Here is a 20,890-nt window from a genome sequence, read left to right as displayed (position 1 = left end):
GTGGATCAGTGATCGATGCCCTGCGACTGCAGATACTCGTCGTACGTGCCGAGGTAGTCCGTGAGCGTACCGTCGGTGCGCACCTCGATCACGCGCGTGGCCAGGCCACTGACGAACTCGCGATCGTGCGAGACGAAGATCAGCGTGCCCGTGTACTTGTCCAGCGCGATCTGCAGCGACTCGATCGACTCCATGTCCATGTGGTTGGTCGGCTCGTCGAGCGCCATCACGTTATGGCGGCCCAGCATCAGCTTGCCCCAGATCATGCGGCCCTTCTCGCCACCGGACAGCACCTTGACCGACTTCTTGATGTCGTCGGCCGAGAACAGCAGGCGGCCCAGCGTGCCGCGCAGCGACTGATCGTCGTCGCCGGCTTGCGTCCACTGGCTCATCCAGTCCATCAGGTCGCGATCTTCCGGGAATTCCTCGTACGTGTCCTGCGGCATATAGCCGACGTTCGCGTTCTCGGCCCACTTGATCGTGCCGCGTTCCGCCGGCACGCCACCCTTGACCGCGCCATTCAGCAGCGTACGCAGCAGCGTGCTCTTGCCCGCGCCGTTCTCGCCGATGATCGCCACGCGCTCGCCGGCCTGGATCGCCATCGACAGGTCGTTGAGGATGCGGCGCTCGTACGACTTGGTCACGCCCTCGGCTTCCACGGCCAGATTGTGCAGCTTCTTCTCGAACTCGAAGCGGATAAACGGGTTCTGACGCGACGACGGCTTGATGTCCTCGACCTTGATCTTGTCGATCTGCTTCAGACGCGAGGTCGCCTGACGGGCCTTGGACTTGTTGGCCGAGAAGCGGCGCACGAAGTCCTGCAGTTCCGTGATGCGGTCCTTGGCCCGCGCGTTGGCCGCTACCTGACGCTCACGCGCCTGCATGGAGGCTTCCATGTAGTCGTCGTAGTTGCCCGGGTAGACCTTGAGCGTGCCGTAGTCCATGTCCGCCATGTGCGTGCACACGGAGTTCAGGAAATGTCGATCGTGGGAGATGATGACCATCGTCGAGTTGCGCTCGTTGAGCACATCCTCGAGCCAGCGAATCGTGTTGATGTCGAGGTTGTTGGTCGGCTCGTCGAGCAGCAGCACGTCCGGATTCGAGAACAGCGCCTGCGCCAGCAGCACGCGCAGCTTCCAGCCCGGCGCGATCTCGCTCATCGGGCCCTGATGCTGATCGGTCGGAATGCCCACGCCCAGCAGCAGCTCGCCCGCGCGCGCCTCGGCGGTGTAACCGTCGTACTCGGCGTACTTGGCCTCGAGGTCGGCGGCTTTCATGTAGTCGTCGTCGGTCGCTTCCGGATTGGCGTAGATCGCATCGCGCTCCGCCGCGGCGGCCCACATCTCGGTGTGGCCCATCATCACGACGTCCAGCACGCGCGAATCCTCGTAGGCGAACTGATCCTGACTCAGCTTGCCCAGGCGCACACCGGGCTCGAGCATCACGGTGCCGGCCGACGACTCGAGATCGCCGCCGAGAATTTTCATGAACGTGGACTTGCCACAGCCATTCGCGCCGATCAGGCCGTAGCGGTTGCCTTCGCCGAACTTGACCGAGATGTTCTCGAACAATGGCTTGGGGCCGAACTGCATGGTGATGTTTGCGGTAGAAAGCACGTCAGGAACCTTGTATGGATATGCCGCGGCAACGCGTGCGCGCGCCGGGAAGAATAAACGACGATTTTACCACTCGCGCGGCCAATCGCCCTGTAAGCGTAGTGGTGACTAGCGCACCGGATACCCGGAGAACGCCAGCGTGAAGCCATCGGCACGCGCGGCAAGGCGCGCCTGCGCGCCCACCGGCAGCGTGAGCTTGCGCGCGCAGTGACCAAACGGCAGGCCCGTGATCAGCGGAATCGGCAGGCGATCCTGCAGATAGGCGAACACGGTGTCCATGTCGTAACCGTTGTCGTACTCGGTGGTGCGATAGTTCGAGAAATCGCCGAGCACGATCGCGCGCTGCGACGCCAGCACGCCGGCCTGCTGCAGTTGCAGCAGGAGCCGTTCCACGCGATACGGCGGCTCGTTGATGTCCTCCAGGAACAGGATGCCACCTTCGATCCTTGGCAGGTACGGCGTGCCGAGCAGCGTGCCCAGCATCGCGAGGTTGCCACCCCACAGCGTGCCTTCGATCGTGCCCGAGAACGGCTGGCCATGCGCCTGCGGCGCGGCTACTTCGACCTCATAGCCCGGATCGCGCAGCACGCCCTCGAAATGGCGCCACATATAGGCATCGACGGTGTCCGGGCCGAAGTCCGCGAGCAGCATCGGCCCGGCAAACGTCACACCGCCGGTGGCCGCCAGATACGCGAGCTGGAATGCCGTGAAGTCGCTATGGCCCACGATCACCGGCTGCGTGGCCCGCGCCTGCTCGGCAATGCGTGCGAAATCGATACGATCGAGCAGCCGCGCCATGCCATAGCCCCCGCGCACCGCCAGCACCAGTTCCCCCTGGCCACCAGTGCCGATGCCATGGAGGTCGGCGAGACGTTCGTCGTCGGTGCCCGCAAACCGATAATGCCGGCGCGCCAGGACCTCGGGGTTGGCCACGCGATAGCCATGGTCCGCGAGCCACGCGCAGCCGCGCGCCGCGGTGGCGTCGTCATGCGGGTAGCCCGAGGGGGCGATCAGGCGAACAACGGTCTCGTGCGTGCTCATGCGTCGGATTCCGGATCGGGGGTCGTGGCGGCAGAGGTTACCGCGCGTTGCGCCGCCTTCTGAGCGCGGCGCTTCGCGCCAAAGAAATCGCGCAGCATCTGCCCGCACTCGTCGGCCATCACGCCGCGCGTGACCGTGGTCTGATGATTGAGGCTGGCCTGCGCGAACAGGTCGACCACGCTGCCGGCCGCGCCGGTCTTGGGATCGGTGGCGCCGAACACGACGTGGCGCAACCGCGCGTGCAGAATCGCACCGCTACACATCGCGCACGGCTCCAGCGTGACATACAGCTCGCACTCGGGCATGCGGTAGTTGCCAAGCACGCGCGCCGCGGCGCGCAGCGCCTGCATTTCCGCATGCGCGGACGGGTCCACCGAGCGAATCGGCAGATTGTGTCCGCGCGCGATGATCTCGTCGTTCCACACCACCACCGCGCCCACCGGCACTTCACCGGCCGCCTCGGCCAGGCGCGCTTCCTCGAGCGCCGCCGCCATGTAACGGCGGTCGCGTGCCTGTTCGTCAGCGAAGGGCGTGCTGGCTTCCGTTGTCATCAGTCCTGCGCGGGCAACATCACGGGCGCGCTCACCTCAGCCCAGCAGTTCGGGGTCTCGAACAGCACCAGGCGCGTCAGTTGCAGCTGATGGCCGAAGCAGTCCTTGAACACCGGCGAGAGGATATCGAACGCTTCCTGCGCGAGGTTCTCGACGGTCGGGATCGACTCGATGACGACCGTCTTGTGGTTGTCCATCGTCTGCAGGAAATTCAGCAGCGCGGTGTCGCCGCGATAGATCAGGAACGCGTGATCCCACTTGTTGACCAGATGCTCGTTGGCGAGCGCCTTGATGTCGCCGAAGTCGAGGATCATGCCGTCGTCGGACGCGCCTTCCAGATGCAGCACCTCGCCCGACAGCGTCAGGTCCAGGCGATAGCGATGGCCATGGATGTTGCGGCACTGGCCGCCATGGCTCGGAATGCGGTGGCCGGCATCGAATTCGAGCCGGCGGGTAATGGAGACTTGTTTCGTCATGGATCAGCGAATGCCCAGCAGCTTGTGCGTCTGCAGCGACAGGCGCCAGCGCGGATGGCGCTGGCAGAAATCGACCGCCGCGGCCGTATTCTGCCGTGCCAGCGGGCCATCCATGGCCTGCACCATGAAATAGCGGAAATCCAGTTGCTCGTATGCCGCGAAGTCCTGGCCAGCCTGCGGCATGACCACCTTCAGTTCGTCACCCTTGGTGACGATCAGCTCCGCGCCCATCTTCGGGCTCACGCAGATCCAGTCGATGCCATCGGGCACCGCGATCGTGCCGTTGGTCTCGATAGCGATCTCGAAGCCGCGCGCATGCAGTGCGGCGATCAGCGGTGCATCGAGTTGCAGCAGCGGCTCGCCGCCGGTGCACACCACCAGCGGCTTGCTGCCCGCGGCGGCCGCGCCCTGCGGCCATTCGGAGGCCACGACCTCGGCCAGTTCCTCGGCCGTGCGGTACTTGCCGCCGCGCGTACCGTCGGTGCCGACGAAGTCGGTATCGCAGAACTGACAGACCGCGCGCGCACGATCTTCTTCGCGGCCGGTCCAGAGGTTGCAGCCCGCAAAACGGCAGAATACCGCCGCGCGGCCCGCGTTAGCGCCCTCGCCCTGCAACGTGTAGAAGATTTCCTTGACGGCGTAAGTCATTGAAGTGAGTCAGTCCCGGCCCGCAGAAAAACAGGAAAGTATACCAGTCGCTCAGGGTTTACGCTTGGCGCCCGTGGTTGGCACCGCCTTGAGCGTGCGGCTCGGTAACCCGACCACGCCAGGAATTCCCGCCACCGCATACTCATTCGCCTCCGGTCCACTGCCGAGATGCCGCGACAGAAAGTCCAGGAACACCGAGATGCGCGCGGACAGCTGCGTATTGAGATAGTAGACCGCGTGGATCGATTGCCGCACCTCGATATGCTCGCGCATCAGCACCTGCACGAGGTCTCCGGCCCGGCGATCGGTCTCGGTCATGAAATCGGACAGGCAGGCAATGCCCTGCCCGGCCAGCGCCAGATGCCGCACCGTTTCGCCGCTCGATGCCGAGATATTCGGAGTGATCTGCACGCCATCGCCGTCCTCGTTGCGTAACGGCCACGTGTTCAGGTGATCGGGCTGGTTGAAGCCGAGCAGCCAGTGATTGGCCAGATCCGCCACCGATTTGGGCCGGCCATGCTTCTTGAGGTAGGCCGGGCTCGCGAGCACGCGTAACTGGCTGGTCCCGAGCGCCCGCGCGTGGAGCGTGGAGTCGCGCAGCACGCCGATGCGGATGGCCACGTCGGTGCGATGTTCGAGCAGATCGATGATCTGGTCGTTGGTGTTGAGTTCGAGTTCGATCTCGGGATAGCAGCCGCGAAACGCTTCCACCAGCGGCACGATCACGTGGATCATGAACGGCGACGCCGCATTCACACGCAGGCGGCCGGCGGGTTTCTGCCGGCGCAGCGCCATCTGTTCCTCGGCCAGTTCGGCCGCGGCAAGGATTTCGCGGGCGTGGGCCAGCATCGTCTGGCCCTCCTCGGTCAGTTCCAGCCGGCGTGTGGTCCGGCGCAGCAAGGTGGTGTCGAGCTTCTCTTCGAGCCGCGATAACGCGCGGCTGATGCCCGAAACCGTCTGGTCCAGCGAGTCGGCGGCGGCGGTGATCGAACCGCGATCGACCACGGTCACGAATGCGGCGAGTTCTTCGAGAGTGAGTTTCATGCGGGCGTCGGCGTCATTCTTGAATAATAGTCAAATATCTTATTCGAATCACACGGTTTTTCCGAGGATCGATTGGGGCGACAGTGGCGGCAGTGGTTTTGATTCCCCTTTTTTGGAGTGCTACATGCGCATGCCCCAGTTCGGTCTCGGCACGTTCCGCCTCAAGGACCAGCAAGTCATCGACTCGGTCGTTACGGGTGTGGAAGTCGGTTATCGCCATATCGATACGGCGCAGATCTATGGCAACGAGGCCGAAGTCGGCCAGGCCATCGCGGAGAGCAGCGTGCCGCGCGAACAGATCTACGTGACCACCAAAATCTGGATCGAGAATCTCCAGCGCGATGCATTGCGCGCGAGCCTCGAGACCAGTCTGCAGAAGCTGCGCACGGACAAGGTCGATCTCACGCTGATTCACTGGCCGTCGCCGAAGCAGGCGGTGCCGTTGCCTGAGTACATGGAAGCGCTGGTCGCGGTGCGCGAAGCCGGGTTGACGCGCGAGATCGGGGTGTCGAACTTTCCGATCGCGCTGCTGAAGCAGGCCATCGATGTGGTGGGCGCCGAGGCGATTGCCACCAATCAGGTGGAAGTGCATCCGTTCCTGCAGAACCGCAAGCTTGCCGCGTTTATGCGCGAGCAAGGGATTCATCTGACCGCGTATATGCCGCTGGCCTATGGCAAGGTGATGGACGACATCCTGCTCAAGCGCATCGCGGCCGATCATCAGGCCTCACCGGCGCAAGTTGCGCTGGCCTGGCTGATGCAACAGGGGTATGCGGTGATTCCGTCGTCGACGAAGCGCGCGAATCTCGAGGCTAACCTCGCGGCCGCGCGGTTGACGCTGACACCGGCGGAGATGGACGCCATCGCCACGCTCGATCGTGGCGAGCGGCTGGCCAATCCGGATAGCCTGAACCCGGGCTGGGACTGATTGTCGGCTAGCGCCAGACGTTATCGCACCGGCGTTACCTCACCACCACCGCGCGCGCGAACCATTCGTCGAGCATCGCCTTTTCGTAGCGCAGCGGATCGTTGTAGCCGTACACGTTGACGCCCCACGCGAAGCTCATGCTGTTGATGCGCTGGGCGTTGGCGCTCGCCACCACGTCGTCGCCATGCCGCAGCACGTAGCTGAGCGTCATGCGCGGCCACGTGGCGTCGCGGATCACGCGCAGATTGCCGTTGGCATGGCGCCAGTCGATATAGCCTGCCAGGTCGATGTCCAGCACGTCGATGGCGAGCGTGTAGCCGGGCGGTAGTTGTCGCGCGGCGAGCTTTTCCAGATGGCGGCGGATATCGCTCAGCACGTACGGGTCGCTGCCATAGTTATCGGTCCGGGACGCGTCGGTGAAGGCTTCCGGATGGACGAACGTGACGGTGAGAGCACTGTCGGCGCCTGCTGGCGCGTCGGGGGCGGGACTGCCAGTGGCGGCGGCGACCACAGGGGATGTCGCCAGCGCGAGCAGCGTGGCGGCGGTAATCAATAAGGTCTTGAACATGGCATGCCCTTCATGCAGACGAGGCAAGCGCAATTTTAGACCAGTAACCTTTCAACGATCCACGATTCCGACGAGATTGCCGCGTACCCGCTGCAGCATCGCCATCAACTGGTCCGACTCCTGCGCGGTAAAGCCGCGCAGGGCCTCTTCCGCAATCACATCGCCGACGCGACGCGCGCGCTCGAGCGCCTGTGCGGCTTTTTCCGTCATCCGCACCATGCGTTCGCGGCGGTCGTGCGGATTGGGCCGCCGCGCGATCCAGTCGCCCTCCTCCATGCGGTCGAGCAGGCGACCGGCCGAGATTGGCGCCACCTCCATCAAATCCGCCAGCCGCACCTGATTGATCTCGCCGTAGTGCGCGAGGTACGCCAGCGCGCGGCACTGCGCGCGCGTGAGGTCGAGCGAGGACCGGGCGAGGTCGTCGAACCGCTTGCCGGTCAACCGCCCGACATCGGCCACGAGGAAGCCAAAGCGCTTTTCAAGGTTCGTCTCCATGCGAGCGATTATAGGGAATGCGCGTGGGATGCCGCGTGCGGCCGAGAATGTCGTGTCTTGCCGAAATCGCCATGGCGAAATCGACAAGCGGGGGCCAGACTGATTTAAGCTATCAGCCTGTTACCCAACACCCCCTTCGCTCGGACGAGCCATGCCCACTTACGACTATCGTTGCGCCCAATGCGGCGACTTCGCGCGTATGCGACCGATGGCGGAACGCGATCGGTTGTGTGAATGCCCGGTCTGTGGGGCGGCTTCCCCACGGGCGCTCGTGGCTGCGCCGTCGCTGGCGGGGACTGCCGCGGGTTCGCTCGATGCGGGCGCGCATATGCATAGCGCGACGTGCGGCTGCGGATCGTCGGGGTTGAAGCTGGCCGGGCGGCCGGATTGACGCGCCGGAGACCCTCACCCCCGGCCCCTCTCCCTCAAGGGAGAGGGGAGCAAACCATCAGTGATTGAGTCCCCGGCCTCCCGAGGCGATCGCCGCAGGGGCGGTTTTACTCCCCTCTCCCAGCGGGAGAGGGGTCGGGGGAGAGGGAGATAGAAATACCTCTTGTTTGCTCCCCTCTCCCCCGGGGAGAGGGGCCGGGGGTGAGGGCGCGCGGCGTATCAACTGGCCAGCAAGCTTCGCTGTGCCGCCGCCACCGCCGCGGTGCGCGTTTCCACGCCGAGTTTCTCGTACACGTGCTCCAGGTGCTTGTTCACCGTGCGTGGGCTCATGCCTAAAATTTCCGCGACGTCGCGGTTGGTTTTGCCGCGCGCGACCCATAGCATGACTTCCGCCTCGCGCGGGGTTAGCGACGAAGCTTCGGTGACGCGTGTCGGCAGGTCCGCGCGGGCGAGTTCCACCACCATGACGTCGGCGGTCTCGGCCGTCAGCGCGCGCAGGCGCAGGCCGTGCCATGGCGCGCCCGGCTCCGTCAGCGCCAGCGACAACCCGGCTGGCAACGGATCGTTGGCCTTGCATGGCGGCCAGCCGACCGACTCGAGCAGTGCCACAGCGCTACCGTTGATCCACGCCACACGGCCGCCCGCCGCGGCCAGCATTGGTACCGTGCTGCCGAACACGGCCTCGCGCGCGCTGCGGGCCAACCGTGCCTTGCTGGCATGCGAACGCACGCGTGCCACCACCTCGGCGATCTCCACCGGTTTCGTCACGTAGTCGCACGCACCCACCTCGAAACCACGCACGATATGCCCCGTGTCGCCGAGCCCGGTCATGAAGATCACCGCGAGGTCGCCATGCCGGTCCATGATCGCCTCGCAGGTGGCAAAGCCGTCCATGCCGGGCATATCGACATCGAGCAGCACCGCGTCGGGCGCGAAATGCGCCAGCGCATCGAGCGCGGCGTTGCCGTCCGCGGCGGCATGCACGAGCATGGCCTCGCTGCCGAGCGCGCGGGTCAGGAAGCCTCGCGCGTCGGCATTGTCGTCGACGACAAGCACACGGGTTTCAGGATCGGGTCGCATGAAGAGCCTCGCCTAGGGAAACGTTGAGGGCATGGCCATCGCTGCGCGCCAGCGCGAGCATGCGAGATGCCCACGTCGCCAGCGCGCCGCCGCTTTCGGCCATTTCAGTCAGTTGCGCTTCGAGCGCGCGCCAGCGTCCGGTGGCGCTCATTTGCAGGAGTTCGCGCACGAGGTCGCGCCCCAACTCGGGGTGCGCGACGCCATCCCACGGCAGTGAAGGCGCGGACGTCGCAACCGTGGTCAACGCACGCCGCACGGTATCCAGTAGCTCGGCCTCGCGTACAGGCTTGCTGACAAAGCCGAAGTAACCATGCGTGGCGCGCGCTTCCTCGGTGTTCTCATGCGCATTGGCGGAGACGATCACCACGCGCGGCGCATCGTCCAGCGCGCGCAGATGCCGCAACAGATCCCACCCCGACGCATCGGGCAGGTTCAAATCCAGCAGCACCAGATGGGGCCGAATCCGCCGCACCGCCGGCATCACCTCCGCCCCCACGCCGACCTCGTGCACGTTCAACCCAAGCGGCCCGAGGAATCCGCGTAACACCGCGCGATGCGCGGCGCGGTCGTCCACCACCAGCACCCGCGCATCGTCAGGCAACGGCACCCTTTGCACCGCCGACGGCCGCGTCGCGGTCACCGACACCGCCGGCAGATACAGCCGCACCGTAAAGTCGCTGCCCTCGCCCGGCGCGCTGCGCACGCGAATCTCGCCACCCATCAGGTCCGCCAGCAACCGCACGATCGCCAGCCCCAGGCCGATCCCCTCCCGATCGTCATGCGGCGTGCCGCGCTCGAACGGATCGAAGATACGCGCCTGGTCTTCAGCCGAGATCCCCGGCCCGGTGTCCGACACCGAAATCGTCGCCAGCTCGCGCTGGTGCCGCACGCTCAGCGTCACCGCGCCCTGCTCCGTGAACTTGATCGCATTGCTGACGAGGTTGATCACGATCTGCCGCAACCGCTTGGAGTCGCCATGCACATGCGCGGGCAACGTACCGCTCACGCGATAGTGAAACGCCAGCCCGCGGGCGGCGGCCAGCGGCCGGAACATACGCACCAGATCGTCAAACAGGCCTTCCAACCCCACTGCCTCCTGCTCGAGCCGCAACTTGCCGGCCTCGATGCGCGACAGTTCGAGCAGCCCGTCGACGAGGCTCGACAGATGCTCACCAGCACGGCCGATCGTGCGAATATCCTCGCGACACACGGGCGGTAACGTCGGCGCGCGCAGCAGCAACTGCGAGTAACCGAGAATCGAATTGAGCCCCGCGCGCATCTCATGGCTCATGCCCGTGATAAACCGGCTCTTCGCCTGATTCGCCTTCTCGGCGACCTCCTTCGCGCTCTGCAGCAACGCATCGGTGTGCCGGTGCGCATCGATTTCCTTCTGCAGCAGCATGTTCTGCCGCTCCGACTCCTCCTGCGCTACCGCGCGGCTCTCGTTGGCCAGCACCAGCCACCACGCCGCCACCGCCGAAAACAGCATCAGCCCCGCGCCGATCTTGAGGAACAGCCCGCCGCGCGGCAACGCGGCCACCAGCGGACTCGACAGTTGCTCCTGCGTATAGAGCAGCCACAGCAACGTGCCGAACGCGAACACCATCCCCAGCAGCACCAGACAGAACTGCCCGAGCCGCCGCGCCATCACCGGCGGCGTGCCGGCCGGCAGCACACGCGTGAGCGCGGTGGCAATCTGCTCGGGCGCGCTCGCCCCCGGCTTGCAGCGATCGCCGCAGCGCGCATCGAGCGTGCAGCACAGCGAGCAGATCGGACCGCGATAGGCCGGGCACGCGGCCACGTCCTCGCGTTCGAACGGATTGCGGCAGATCGCGCAGCGAATCACCGCATGACGCGCGCCAAAGTCGACCGGCGTGCGCGCGATGAAGTAACGGCTCTGCGTGGCCCACGCAATCAGCGGCGGCAGCACGATCGCCAACAACAGCCCCACCGCCACCGACGCCGGCCGCAGCGTATCGCCAAACGCGCCCAGATGCACGAGCATCGACAGCGCCGACGCGATCATCATCGCGCCGAAACCGGATGGGTTGATATCGAACAGATAGGCGCGCCGGAACTCGATGTCGCGCGGCGACAGGCCCAGCGGCTTGCTGATGACGAGATCGCCGCAGATCGCACCGACCCACGCCACCGCCAGATGCGCGTACAGCGCCAGCACCTGCTCGAGCGCCTCGAATACGCCCATCGCCATCAGCATGACCGCGATCAGCACATTGAACGCCAGCCAGACCACACGCCCCGGATGGCTATGCGTGAGCCGCGCGAACACATTCGACCACGCCAGCGACCCCGCATAGGCGTTGGTGATGTTGATCTTGGTCTGCGATACCAGCACGAACACGCCCGTGAGCACCACGGCCAGCCACGCGGGCGAAGACGAGCCCAGCGCGCGCGCAAAGCCGGCCAGATACATCTGCGTGGGTTCGAGCGCATGGGCGAGCGGCAGCTCGGCCTGCAGCACCACGAACGCGAGAAACGCGCCGCCCGCCATCTTGGCGGCGCCGAGCAGGATCCAGCCTGGACCGGCCATGATCAGCGCGCTCCACCAGCGCACGCGATTGCGTTTGGTGAGCGGCGGCATAAAGCGCAGGAAGTCGACTTGCTCGCCGATCTGCGCGATCAGCGCCGCGGCCACGGTCGCGGCCGCACCGAACGCGTGCCACGAGAAGCCGTCGCCGTCGGCCAGGCGGCCGTTGAGCGACAGGAACTCGCCATACAGATGCGGCTCGCGCCAGTAGATCAGCGCGTACGGCAACACCAGCAGCAGCAGCCAGACCGGTTGCGTCCATACCTGAATGCGCGACAGCAGCGTCACGCCGTGCATCACCAGCGGAATCACGACGATGGCCGATAGCAGGTAGCCGAGCGGGCGTGGCATGCCGAACAGCAGCTCGAAGGCCTGCGCCATGATCGCGGCCTCCAGCGCGAAGAAGATAAACGTGAAGCTGGCGTAGATCAGCGAGGTGATGGTGGAGCCGAGGTAGCCGAAGCCCGCGCCGCGCGCGAGCAGGTCCATGTCCAGCCCATGGCGGGCGGCGTAGTACGAGATCGGCAGGCCGGTGAGAAAGATCACGAGGCTGACCACGCCGATCGCCCACATGGCGTTGGTGAAGCCGTAGCTCAGCGTGATGGCGGCACCGATCGCTTCCAGCGCGAGGAAGGCCACTGCACCAAAAGCGGTATTCGAGACCCGGAACGCGCTCCATTTGCGGAACGACCTTGGTGCAAAACGCAGCGCGTAGTCCTCGAGCGTTTCGTCGGCAACCCAGCGGTTGTAGTCGCGCCGGATCTTGCTGATGCGCTGTACGGGCTGGGTGGCGCTTGACATGAGGGCTCTGGGCGGAGAGTGGACTGCGCTTCGATGCAAGTTGTGTGCCCTCTCCCCCGGCCCCTCTCCCCGCTGGGGAGAGGGGAGCAAAACGTTGGCCTGCGTATGCGTACGTTGAATGACGTATAGGCGTGCGCATATGCCGCACCGCATCATCCGGCCCATCACAACACCGCAGTACCTGACACCGTCTCATCCACACACCTCGCTTCCAAGGAGCGTCGATCATGCGTGACAAAGAAAAATCCGGGTCCCCTTCCCTCGCCGATGGCGATGCGGTTTCGCTGCAGCGGCGGCGGCTGATGCAGGGCATGGCGTCGCTGCCAGTGGCCGGCATGGCAGGCATGGCGGGCTTCGCCCATGCTGCCAACATCCCCACTGCCACCGCCAACACGACCAAGCTCGCGGTGACGGACACCGAGGTGATTGTCGGTCAGCTGCATTCGGCAACCGGCACGATGGCGATCTCGGAAACCGGTTCGATCCAGGCCGAGCAGCTCGCAATCGATCAGATCAACGCCGCCGGTGGCGTGCTGGGCCGCAAGATCAAGGTGATCAAGGAAGACGGTGCCTCCGACTGGCCCACCTTCGCCGAGAAGTCGAAGAAGCTGCTCGTCAACGACCGCGTCGCCGCCGTGTTCGGCTGCTGGACCTCGGCCTCGCGCAAGGCCGTGCTGCCGGTGTTCGAGAAAGAGAACGGCCTGCTCTACTACCCGACCTTCTATGAAGGCCTCGAACAGTCGAAGAATGTCATCTACACCGGCCAGGAAGCCACCCAGCAGATTATCTGGGGCCTCGACTGGGCCGCAAAGCAGAAGAACGCCAAGAGCTTCTTCCTGATCGGTTCCGACTACATCTGGCCGCGCACCTCGAACAAGATCGCGCGCAAGCATATCGAGAACTTCCAGAAGAACAAGGTGGTGGGCGAAGAGTACTACCCGCTGGGCCACACCAACTTCAACTCGCTGATCAACAAGATCAAGGTGGCCAAGCCCGACTGCATCTACGCGATCGTGGTGGGCGGCTCCAACGTGGCGTTCTACAAGCAGCTGAAGGCGGCCGGCATCACCGCCGACAAGCAGTTCCTGCTGACGATCTCGGTGACCGAGGACGAAGTGCTCGGCATCGGCGGCGAGAACATCGCGGGCTTCTACGCGGCCATGAAGTACTTCCAGTCGCTCGATAACCCCAACAACAAGACGTTCGTCGACGCGTTCAAGGCCAAATACGGCGCCAAGTCCGTGATCGGCGACGTCACGCAAGCGGGCTACCTCGGCCCGTGGCTGTGGAAGGCCGCAGTGGAAAAGGCCGGCAGCTTCGACGTGGACAAGGTGGTGGCGGCATCGCCGGGCCTCGAACTCAAGACCGCGCCGGAAGGCTACGTCAAGGTCGATCCGAACCATCACCTGTGGAGCAAGACGCGCGTGGGCCTGGCCCAGCTCGACGGGCAGTTCAAGGTGGTGGCCGAATCGCCGGACCTGATTCCGCCGAACCCGTTCCCGAAGGGTTACCAGTAAGCCTGCAGGAACGTTCCAACCACGCGCGGAGATATACGTCATGAACTTGTCCGACATGCTGAACATTGGCCTCATGCAGGGTTTTGCCGGCCTGAGCCTGTTCTCGGTCCTGCTGCTGATGGCCCTCGGCCTTGCCATCATCTTTGGCCAGATGGGCGTCATCAACATGGCCCACGGCGAGTTCATGACGATCGGCGCCTATACGATCTTCCTCGCCTCCACGCTGACGGAACGGCTGGCTCCGTCGTGGATGCCCTACTACTTTCCGCTCGCGATCCTCGTCGCGTTCGTGCTGGCCTTTCTTGCCGGATGGCTTGCCGAATGGGCACTGATCCGGCATCTGTACAAACGCCCGCTCGACACGCTGCTGGCCACGTGGGGCCTCTCGCTCGGCATGCAGCAGGTGTTCCGCTCGACCTTCGGCCCCAAGGAAGTCAGCCCGACGTTGCCCGACTGGCTGATGGGCTCGTGGGCACCGGCCGAAGGCCTCGATATCCCGATCAACGGCATGTTCGTGATGGCTCTCACGCTCGGCGTGGCCGGTCTGGTCTGGCTGGCCCTGTATCGCTCGCGCTGGGGGCTGCGCGTGCGCGCCACCACGCTCAATCGCGCCATGGCCAACGCGGCCGGCATCAATACCAAGCGCACAGACCGCGTGACCTTTGCCATCGGCTGCGGCATCGCCGGCGTGGCGGGCGCCGCATTCACGACGATCGGCTCGACCGGCCCCACCAGTGGCGCGCTGTACATCGTCGATTCGTTCCTCGTCGTCACGTTCGGCGGCGCGGCCAGCCTCGCGGGAACCGTGGCCTCGGCCTTTGGCATCGCGCAGACGCAGTCCATTACCGAGTTCTTCATGACCGGATCGATGGCACGCGTCACCACGCTGCTGCTGATCGTGACGATCCTGATGATTCGCCCGCAGGGTCTGTTCGCCCCCGCCGTCCGTCGCTGAAACTCGTCGCTGACCCTACCGGAGCCATACATGTCCCCCTCCTCCACCCTGCCCGGGCGTCTGCGTTCGATTGCGGCGTCCTCATGGAGCGGCTACGCATTGCTGGCGCTCGTGCTGCTGGTCGTCATGCCGCTCTCGCTCGATATCTTCCGGCTCAACCTCGTCGGCAAGTACCTGAGCTACGCGTTCGTCGCGGTCGGCCTGGTCATGCTATGGGGCTATGGCGGCGTGCTGAGCCTGGGCCAGGGCGTGTTCTTCGGCCTCGGTGGCTACGCCATGGCGATGTTCCTCAAGCTCGAGGCGTCCGACGCCAAGAGCACCGCGATCCAGTCCACGCCCGGCATTCCCGACTTCATGGACTGGAACCAGATCACCGCCCTGCCCTGGTGGTGGGAGCCGTTCCGTCACCTGCCGGTGGCGCTGATCGGCGTGGTGCTGGTGCCGATGGCGCTCGCCTTCCTCGTCTCGTTCGCCATGTTCCGGCGCCGCGTCGGCGGGGTCTACTTCGCCATCATCACGCAGGCCATCGCGCTGATTCTCTCGGTGCTGATCATCGGCCAGCAGGGCTTTACCGGCGGCGTCAACGGCATTACCGACCTCAAGACCATGCTCGGCTGGGATATCCGCACCGACAGCGCCCGCATGATCCTGTACTTCGCCAACGTCATCCTGCTGTTCGCCGCCATCGCGCTATGCCGCTGGATCCAGCGCACCAAGCTCGGCGTGCTGCTGCTGGCGATGCGCGACAAGGAGGACCGCGTGCGCTTCTCCGGCTACGACGTGGCGATGTTCAAGGTGTTCGTGTTCTGCCTGGCCGCCGGGCTGGCGGGCATCGGCGGCGCGATGTTCACGCTGCAGGTCGGCTTTATGTCGCCCTCCTTCGTCGGCATCGTGCCCTCGATCGAGATGGTGATCTTCGCGGCTGTGGGCGGACGCATGAGCCTGGTCGGCGCGATCTGGGGCACGTTGCTCGTCAACGCCGGCAAGACCTATTTCTCCGAGAGCTTTCCGGATCTGTGGCTGTTCCTGATGGCCGCGCTGTTTATCGGCGTGGTGGTGGCCTTTCCCGACGGGCTGGCCGGTCTCTACAGCAAGTACATCCGACGCAAGCCGGCCGAAGACGCGGCAACGCCGGCCGAGGGCGTGCCCGGCAAGACCGCCTGATACGCGCTAACGGACAGGAGCGACCATGAGCAATACCGACTTCATGCTGGCCGTGGAAGACCTCACGGTTTCGTTCGATGGCTTCAAGGCGATCGACAAGCTCACGCTGTACGTCGATCGCGACGAACTGCGCGTGATCATCGGCCCCAACGGCGCCGGCAAGACCACGCTGCTCGACCTCGTGTGCGGCAAGACGCGCGCGACCGGGGGCAGCATCAAGTTTGTCAATCGCGAGATGACGGGCCTGCCCGAATACCAGATCGTGCGCGCCGGCATCGGCCGCAAGTTCCAGACGCCTTCGATCTACGAAAACCTGAGCGTGTTCCAGAACCTGGCGGTGTCGTTCCCGCGTGGCCGCGGCGTGTTCGGCGCGCTGGCCTTCAAGACCGACGCGACGGTGCGCCAGCGCGTGGCGGATGTGGCCGCCGAGATCGGCCTGTCCGATGCACTGGAGCGCGAGGCCGCGCAGCTTTCGCACGGGCAGAAGCAATGGCTAGAGATCGGCATGCTGCTGATGCAGGAGCCGCAGCTGCTGATGCTCGATGAGCCCATCGCCGGCATGAGCGTGCGCGAGCGCGAGCAAACCGCTGAACTGCTCAAGCGCATCAGCCGCGGCCGCGCGGTCATCGTCATCGAGCACGACATGGACTTCGTGCGCGAGATCGCCGACAAGGTCACCGTGATGCATCAGGGCAAGATCCTCGCCGAGGGGTCGATGGACCATGTGCAGAACGACCCGCGCGTGATCGATGTTTATTTAGGTCACTGAGTTGGGCCATCAAGGAGAGCAATCATGCTGAGCGTCGACAACGTTGTCGTGAACTACGGACAGAGCGAGGCGCTGCACGGCATCTCGTTCGCGGCCGCGCAGGGCGAGACGGTGGCCATCATGGGCCGCAACGGCATGGGCAAGACCACGCTGTTCAAGGCGATGATCGGCATGCTGCCGGTGCGCTCGGGCCAGGTCTGCGTCGATGGCCGCGACGTCGCGCATGACGAGAGCTACCGCCGCGTGCGCGCGGGGCTCGGCTACGTGCCGCAGGGCCGCATGATCTTCTCCCACCTGACGGTCGAGGAGAACATCCTCACGGGGATGGAACAAGGCACCTCGCGCCGCATTCCCGACGAGATCTTCGCGATGTTTCCGGTGTTGTTCGAGATGCGGCGTCGCAAGGGCGGCAACCTCTCGGGCGGCCAGCAACAACAGCTCGCGATCGCACGTGCACTGGTGTCGAACCCCAAGGTGCTGCTGCTCGACGAGCCCACCGAAGGCATCCAGCCGTCGATCATCAAGGACATCGCGCGCGCGCTCAACGAGATTCGCCGCACACGCGATATCACGATCGTGTTTTCCGAGCAGGTACTCAGCTTCGCGCTCGACGTGGCCGATCGTCTGTTCGTCATCGAGGGCGGCCGCTTCGTGCACGAGACGCAGCGCAACGGCACCGATGTCGATCACATCCGGCAACTGCTGTCGGTCTGATTTTTTTCTATCCTAAATTTTCCATCTTCAACAGGAGGCATGTCATGACGGATACCCTGATCAAGGTCGACCTGGCCGAGTCGCCGTACGAGAACCCCAACGTCCACAACCGCTGGCATCCGGATATCCCGATGGCCACCTGGGTCAAGCCAGGCGACGACTTTATCCTCGAGACCTACGACTGGACCGGCGGCTACATCAAGAACAACGACTCGGCCGACGATGTGCGCGACGTCGACCTCAGCACCGTGCACTTCCTGTCCGGCCCGGTCGGCGTGGAAGGCGCCGAGCCCGGCGACCTGCTGGTGGTGGACCTGCTCGATATCGGCGCCAAGCCCGACAGCCTGTGGGGCTTCAATGGCTTCTTCTCGAAGAACAATGGTGGCGGCTTCCTGACCGACCACTTTCCGCAGGCGCAGAAGTCGATCTGGGATTTCCACGGCATGTTCACGTCGTCGCGCCATATTCCCGGCGTCAACTTCGCTGGCCTGATCCATCCGGGGCTGATCGGCTGCCTGCCGGACCAGGCGATGCTCGATACGTGGAACAAGCGCGAACTGGACTTTATCGCGACCGATCCGGAACGCGTGCCGCCGCTGGCCAATCCGCCGTTCGCGGCCACCGCGCATATGGGCAAGCTACAGGGCGAGGCGCGCGACGCGGCCGCGGCCACCGGCGCGCGCACGGTGCCGCCGCGCGAGCATGGCGGCAACTGCGATATCAAGGATCTGTCGCGCGGCGCCAAGGTCTATTTCCCCGTGTATGTCGATGGCGCGGGCCTGTCGGTCGGCGATCTGCACTTCTCGCAGGGCGATGGCGAAATCACGTTCTGCGGCGCTATCGAGATGGCTGGCTGGGTGCATATGCGCGTGACGCTGATCAAGGGCGGCATGGCCAAGTACGGCATCAAGAATCCGATCTTCAAGCCGAGCCCGATCACGCCGCACTACAACGACTACCTGATCTTCGAAGGCATCTCGGTGGACGAGGCTGGCAAGCAGCACTACCTCGACGTCCAGGTGGCATACCGTCAGGCGTGCCTGAACGCCATCGAGTACATGACGAAGTTTGGCTATTCGCGCGCGCAGGCTTACTCGATTCTCGGCACCGCGCCGGTACAGGGTCATATCAGCGGCGTGGTCGATATTCCGAACGCATGCGCGACGTTGTGGCTGCCGACGCAGATCTTCGACTTCGACATCCGCCCGAGCGCGACGGGACCGACCAAGATGATCACGGGCGGTATCGATCTGCCGCTGTCGCCGGATCTCGTCTGACCTCGCGCACGGAGCCGTCATGCCTACCTACGATTACCGCTGCGCCGAATGCGGCGACTTCTCGATGCTGCGCTCGATCTCGCGCCGCGACGATCCGTGCCTGTGCCCGTCGTGCGGCACGTCCGCGCCGCGCGCGCTGATCGCCGCGCCCGCGTTCGCCAGCATGTCCGCCGCCACGCGCACCGCGCATGCCACCAACGAACGCAGCGCGCACGCGCCACGCGAATCGCGCCAGCACGGCGCGGGCTGCGGCTGCTGTTCGTCGGGTGCGTCAGGCTCGTCGGTCAAGCTGGCGGGACGCGCCGATGCGGTCAAAGGCAATGCGGCCGGCCGACCGTGGATGATCAGTCATTAGGAAACTGGGAATTTGGGAGTTTGGGAATTCGGGAGGGGGAGAAGGGGTAGTACGCAGTGACGTAGTACCGTAGCAAGCCCGGCCTGCCCTGCGGTTCGTTCCGGCAAACAGCGGACCGCAGGGACAGGACCGTGGTGTCAGCAACCAGTTTTGCTAGCCCTGCGCGCTGGCAAAGGCGGCGTCGATGGCGCCGGCCAGGCGCATCAGGTGGGGGGCGAGTTCCGTTGCCGCTTCGTCGATCGACGCCTTGGTCGACAAACTCACGTTCAGCACATGCACGGGATAGTGGCCAAGACGCATCGGCGTGGAGATCGCCATGACTTCCGGCTGCCAGCTCGCGATGCACCAGCCGTGCGCGCGGACCTGCGCGATCGACGCGTCGATCTCCGACTGCAGGACGTCCCAGTGCGTGGCGAAACGCCGCGCGAACTGGTGCATCAGCGGTTCGCGCTCTTCGTCCGGCGCGGCGGCCAGCCAGGCGCGGCCGAGCGAGGTAAGTGCCATCGGCACACGCTGCCCCGCTGCCACATTGCGCAGCGAGGTACGGCGGCCGTAGCGGATCGACTCCAGATACACCATCTCGTCGCGATCGGCCAACGCGAGGCCGACGTTCAGATGCTCGGCCTGTGCGAGGTCGCGCATCAGTGGCGCGGCCACCTGCAGCAATGTGGAACCGGTGCGCATCGCATGGGCGAGGCTCAGTACCGGCGCACCGAGCCGATACGCGCGCAGCGTGGCGTCATATTGCAGAAAGCCGGTATCGACGAGGCTTTGCGTCAGACGGCTGACCGTCGAGCGCGCGAGGCCGGTGCGTTCCGCCAGTTCGCCATTGCCGAGAATCTCGGAACCGGGGCGAAACGCGCGCAGGATCTCGATGCCGCGCTCGAGCGAACGGTTGGCCTGCGTGCTCGCGGGACGTCCCCGGGCACGGATGCTGGCTTCCTGCGAATCCACGTGCTGATCTCCTGGCGCAACAAGAGCGATGCGCAACGGAGTCTACCGAAATCCGCCCGAGCGCGTGCAACGCCCAAACCGCGCGCCGCTCAGCGTGCCAGCCAGTCCAGCAGCAAGGCGTTGACCGCGGCGTGGGCTTCGTACTGGACCCAATGGCCGGCGCCCGGCACGATCGCGGCTTCGCGCCCTGCCCGCTTCGCCACCAGGCGCTCGAGCACGCGTTCCGGCTCGGCCGTCACGTCGTTCTCGCCGTAGGCCACCAGCACCGGGCCACCAAAGCGGTCGAGCGCGTCGGCCAGCCCGCCCGCGCGCGAGATATGCTTGCTGCGGAAGCGCGCATGACGGCACGCGTCGGTGTACGCGAGCAACGCCAGCGCATCGATCCTTGCCGGGTCCGAGATCATAAAGGCCTCGACGTTGTGGCGCATCGCCACAGCCAGCGCCTCCGCATCGGCGGCCTGGCGCCAGTCGACCAGCGCGCGCTGCTGGCGGCGCGGGCCGGCATGGCCGCCCGGCCCGAGCAGCGCAAGCCGCCGTACCTGCGGCAACGCGCTCGCAAGATGCGACGCCGTCAGGCCGCCAAACGAAAACCCGACCACATCGATCTCACCGGTGTCAGGCAGTTGCGCGTAGTGCGCCACAAGCGCGGCCACCAACACCGGCAACTCGGCACCGGGCGCATCGCCCGACTCGCCGTAGCCGGGCATATCGGGGGCCCACACCGTATGGTGCGCGGCCAGTGCCTCGATATTGCGCACCCAGTGCAGCCAGTTGCCGTGCCCGCCATGGACCAGCAGCACGGCCGGGCCGCTGCCGAACCGCCGCCATACCATCTGCGCGCCATCGACATCGGTCAGAAAAAAGCGTGCCTCGCTGGCGAGCCGATCGACTACGGCCGCCGCCTCGGCGCCGCCCACGATCGCGTCGGCTTCGGCCGCGAAATCCGTCTCCACATCCGTCGCCCCACCCGAAGTGACTTCCACCATCACGTTTGCTCCA

The 20,890-nt window shown here is 65.3% G+C and carries 21 protein-coding genes; 9 read left to right on the top strand and 12 right to left on the bottom strand.

The genetic code is table 11. The features are described 5' to 3' along the window. Positions 1-5: 5 nt before the first annotated feature. The 6 genes from LDO41_RS03815 to LDO41_RS03790 all read right to left on the bottom strand — a co-directional run bounded on the left by LDO41_RS03815 (position 6) and on the right by LDO41_RS03790 (position 5,376). On the bottom strand, positions 6-1,616 hold the full coding sequence (locus LDO41_RS03815; protein ID WP_223982052.1) for an ABC-F family ATPase: 1,611 nt from the start codon (positions 1,614-1,616) through the stop codon (positions 6-8). Positions 1,617-1,724: 108 nt separating this feature from the next. Beyond that, positions 1,725-2,657, bottom strand: a complete 933-nt coding sequence (ldcA, locus tag LDO41_RS03810; RefSeq protein WP_223982049.1) for a muramoyltetrapeptide carboxypeptidase — start codon at positions 2,655-2,657, stop codon at positions 1,725-1,727. Next, positions 2,654-3,208, bottom strand: coding sequence for a tRNA adenosine(34) deaminase TadA (gene tadA / locus LDO41_RS03805; RefSeq protein WP_223982047.1), 555 nt, complete (start codon positions 3,206-3,208; stop codon positions 2,654-2,656). The genes ldcA and tadA overlap by 4 nt, the downstream gene beginning before the upstream one ends. Next, on the bottom strand, positions 3,208-3,684 hold the full coding sequence (locus LDO41_RS03800; protein WP_223982045.1) for a 6-pyruvoyl trahydropterin synthase family protein: 477 nt from the start codon (positions 3,682-3,684) through the stop codon (positions 3,208-3,210). Before LDO41_RS03800 ends, tadA begins: the two co-directional genes overlap by 1 nt. Positions 3,685-3,687: 3 nt before the next feature. Next, the gene (queE, locus tag LDO41_RS03795; protein WP_223982042.1) at positions 3,688-4,332 is read right to left on the bottom strand and encodes a 7-carboxy-7-deazaguanine synthase; all 645 of its coding nucleotides are present in this window, start codon (positions 4,330-4,332) and stop codon (positions 3,688-3,690) included. Between the two features lie 51 nt (positions 4,333-4,383). Beyond that, positions 4,384-5,376: a LysR family transcriptional regulator gene (locus LDO41_RS03790; RefSeq protein WP_223982039.1), complete on the bottom strand. Its 993-nt coding sequence runs from the start codon at positions 5,374-5,376 to the stop codon at positions 4,384-4,386. A 124-nt stretch (positions 5,377-5,500) separates the two neighbouring features. Between LDO41_RS03790 and dkgB the strand changes: the two genes are divergently transcribed. Then, positions 5,501-6,304: a 2,5-didehydrogluconate reductase DkgB gene (gene dkgB / locus LDO41_RS03785; protein WP_223982036.1), complete on the top strand. Its 804-nt coding sequence runs from the start codon at positions 5,501-5,503 to the stop codon at positions 6,302-6,304. Between the two features lie 34 nt (positions 6,305-6,338). Here the strand turns inward: dkgB and LDO41_RS03780 are convergent, their stop codons facing one another. Then, a complete protein-coding gene (locus LDO41_RS03780) occupies positions 6,339-6,872 on the bottom strand; it encodes a DUF3016 domain-containing protein (RefSeq protein WP_223982034.1) in 534 nt (177 codons plus the stop codon). Between the two features lie 51 nt (positions 6,873-6,923). Further along, positions 6,924-7,367, bottom strand: coding sequence for a MarR family winged helix-turn-helix transcriptional regulator (locus tag LDO41_RS03775; RefSeq protein ID WP_223982032.1), 444 nt, complete (start codon positions 7,365-7,367; stop codon positions 6,924-6,926). A 151-nt stretch (positions 7,368-7,518) separates the two neighbouring features. Here LDO41_RS03775 and LDO41_RS03770 point away from each other — a divergent pair, with 151 nt between their 5' ends. Continuing rightward, the gene (locus LDO41_RS03770) at positions 7,519-7,758 is read left to right on the top strand and encodes an FmdB family zinc ribbon protein (RefSeq protein ID WP_223982030.1); all 240 of its coding nucleotides are present in this window, start codon (positions 7,519-7,521) and stop codon (positions 7,756-7,758) included. A 218-nt stretch (positions 7,759-7,976) separates the two neighbouring features. Here the strand turns inward: LDO41_RS03770 and LDO41_RS03765 are convergent, their stop codons facing one another. Further along, positions 7,977-8,837, bottom strand: a complete 861-nt coding sequence (locus LDO41_RS03765) for a response regulator transcription factor (RefSeq protein WP_223982027.1) — start codon at positions 8,835-8,837, stop codon at positions 7,977-7,979. After that, positions 8,821-12,186, bottom strand: coding sequence for a hybrid sensor histidine kinase/response regulator (locus tag LDO41_RS03760; protein WP_223982025.1), 3,366 nt, complete (start codon positions 12,184-12,186; stop codon positions 8,821-8,823). The genes LDO41_RS03765 and LDO41_RS03760 overlap by 17 nt, the downstream gene beginning before the upstream one ends. A gap of 227 nt (positions 12,187-12,413) precedes the next feature. On the opposite strand from LDO41_RS03760, the gene urtA reads away from it, so the two are divergent. From urtA to LDO41_RS03725, 7 genes are read left to right on the top strand one after another with little or no spacing between them, the layout of a single operon-like run. Beyond that, positions 12,414-13,703, top strand: a complete 1,290-nt coding sequence (gene urtA / locus LDO41_RS03755) for an urea ABC transporter substrate-binding protein (protein ID WP_223982023.1) — start codon at positions 12,414-12,416, stop codon at positions 13,701-13,703. Positions 13,704-13,743: 40 nt separating this feature from the next. Further along, complete coding sequence (gene urtB / locus LDO41_RS03750) at positions 13,744-14,658, top strand: urea ABC transporter permease subunit UrtB (protein ID WP_223982021.1); 915 nt, start codon at positions 13,744-13,746, stop codon at positions 14,656-14,658. Between the two features lie 30 nt (positions 14,659-14,688). Then, complete coding sequence (urtC, locus tag LDO41_RS03745) at positions 14,689-15,822, top strand: urea ABC transporter permease subunit UrtC (RefSeq protein WP_223982018.1); 1,134 nt, start codon at positions 14,689-14,691, stop codon at positions 15,820-15,822. A 25-nt stretch (positions 15,823-15,847) separates the two neighbouring features. Further along, complete coding sequence (gene urtD, locus LDO41_RS03740) at positions 15,848-16,591, top strand: urea ABC transporter ATP-binding protein UrtD (protein ID WP_223982015.1); 744 nt, start codon at positions 15,848-15,850, stop codon at positions 16,589-16,591. Between the two features lie 24 nt (positions 16,592-16,615). Continuing rightward, positions 16,616-17,305, top strand: a complete 690-nt coding sequence (urtE, locus tag LDO41_RS03735) for an urea ABC transporter ATP-binding subunit UrtE (protein WP_223982012.1) — start codon at positions 16,616-16,618, stop codon at positions 17,303-17,305. Between the two features lie 44 nt (positions 17,306-17,349). Then, positions 17,350-18,582, top strand: coding sequence for a formamidase (gene fmdA / locus LDO41_RS03730; RefSeq protein ID WP_223982009.1), 1,233 nt, complete (start codon positions 17,350-17,352; stop codon positions 18,580-18,582). 19 nt (positions 18,583-18,601) lie between these two features. Continuing rightward, positions 18,602-18,937: an FmdB family zinc ribbon protein gene (locus tag LDO41_RS03725; protein ID WP_223982006.1), complete on the top strand. Its 336-nt coding sequence runs from the start codon at positions 18,602-18,604 to the stop codon at positions 18,935-18,937. A gap of 153 nt (positions 18,938-19,090) precedes the next feature. On the opposite strand, the gene LDO41_RS03720 is transcribed toward LDO41_RS03725, so the two are convergent. Both LDO41_RS03720 and LDO41_RS03715 read right to left on the bottom strand, forming a co-directional pair. Continuing rightward, positions 19,091-19,891 carry an IclR family transcriptional regulator gene (locus LDO41_RS03720; protein ID WP_223982003.1) on the bottom strand — a complete coding sequence of 267 codons (801 nt, stop codon included), beginning with the start codon at positions 19,889-19,891 and terminating at the stop codon, positions 19,091-19,093. A gap of 89 nt (positions 19,892-19,980) precedes the next feature. Next, positions 19,981-20,877 (bottom strand): alpha/beta fold hydrolase, encoded by an 897-nt coding sequence (locus tag LDO41_RS03715; protein ID WP_223982000.1) that lies wholly within the window; start codon positions 20,875-20,877, stop codon positions 19,981-19,983. Positions 20,878-20,890: the final 13 nt, after the last annotated feature.

Source organism: Cupriavidus pampae, from assembly GCF_914271485.1.
In the GTDB taxonomy this organism is placed as follows: Bacteria; Pseudomonadota; Gammaproteobacteria; order Burkholderiales; family Burkholderiaceae; genus Cupriavidus; species Cupriavidus pampae.
Note: the sequence above shows the minus strand (reverse complement) of the source record. Positions and strands in the feature narration are given on the sequence as shown.

Bases quoted from the DNA above. Each gene is read 5' to 3' on its own strand.
- LDO41_RS03790 (WP_223982039.1), bottom strand. From the start codon at position 5,376: ATGAAACTCACTCTCGAAGAACTCGCCGCATTCGTGACCGTGGTCGAT.
- LDO41_RS03715 (WP_223982000.1), bottom strand. From the start codon at position 20,877: ATGGTGGAAGTCACTTCGGGTGGGGCGACGGATGTGGAGACGGATTTC.
- LDO41_RS03780 (WP_223982034.1), bottom strand. From the start codon at position 6,872: ATGTTCAAGACCTTATTGATTACCGCCGCCACGCTGCTCGCGCTGGCG.
- dkgB (WP_223982036.1), top strand. From the start codon at position 5,501: ATGCGCATGCCCCAGTTCGGTCTCGGCACGTTCCGCCTCAAGGACCAG.
- LDO41_RS03800 (WP_223982045.1), bottom strand. From the start codon at position 3,684: ATGACGAAACAAGTCTCCATTACCCGCCGGCTCGAATTCGATGCCGGC.
- LDO41_RS03725 (WP_223982006.1), top strand. From the start codon at position 18,602: ATGCCTACCTACGATTACCGCTGCGCCGAATGCGGCGACTTCTCGATG.
- LDO41_RS03765 (WP_223982027.1), bottom strand. From the start codon at position 8,837: ATGCGACCCGATCCTGAAACCCGTGTGCTTGTCGTCGACGACAATGCC.
- ldcA (WP_223982049.1), bottom strand. From the start codon at position 2,657: ATGAGCACGCACGAGACCGTTGTTCGCCTGATCGCCCCCTCGGGCTAC.
- urtE (WP_223982012.1), top strand. From the start codon at position 16,616: ATGCTGAGCGTCGACAACGTTGTCGTGAACTACGGACAGAGCGAGGCG.
- LDO41_RS03770 (WP_223982030.1), top strand. From the start codon at position 7,519: ATGCCCACTTACGACTATCGTTGCGCCCAATGCGGCGACTTCGCGCGT.
- LDO41_RS03775 (WP_223982032.1), bottom strand. From the start codon at position 7,367: ATGGAGACGAACCTTGAAAAGCGCTTTGGCTTCCTCGTGGCCGATGTC.
- queE (WP_223982042.1), bottom strand. From the start codon at position 4,332: ATGACTTACGCCGTCAAGGAAATCTTCTACACGTTGCAGGGCGAGGGC.
- urtC (WP_223982018.1), top strand. From the start codon at position 14,689: ATGTCCCCCTCCTCCACCCTGCCCGGGCGTCTGCGTTCGATTGCGGCG.
- tadA (WP_223982047.1), bottom strand. From the start codon at position 3,208: ATGACAACGGAAGCCAGCACGCCCTTCGCTGACGAACAGGCACGCGAC.
- fmdA (WP_223982009.1), top strand. From the start codon at position 17,350: ATGACGGATACCCTGATCAAGGTCGACCTGGCCGAGTCGCCGTACGAG.
- urtB (WP_223982021.1), top strand. From the start codon at position 13,744: ATGAACTTGTCCGACATGCTGAACATTGGCCTCATGCAGGGTTTTGCC.
- LDO41_RS03760 (WP_223982025.1), bottom strand. From the start codon at position 12,186: ATGTCAAGCGCCACCCAGCCCGTACAGCGCATCAGCAAGATCCGGCGC.
- urtD (WP_223982015.1), top strand. From the start codon at position 15,848: ATGAGCAATACCGACTTCATGCTGGCCGTGGAAGACCTCACGGTTTCG.
- urtA (WP_223982023.1), top strand. From the start codon at position 12,414: ATGCGTGACAAAGAAAAATCCGGGTCCCCTTCCCTCGCCGATGGCGAT.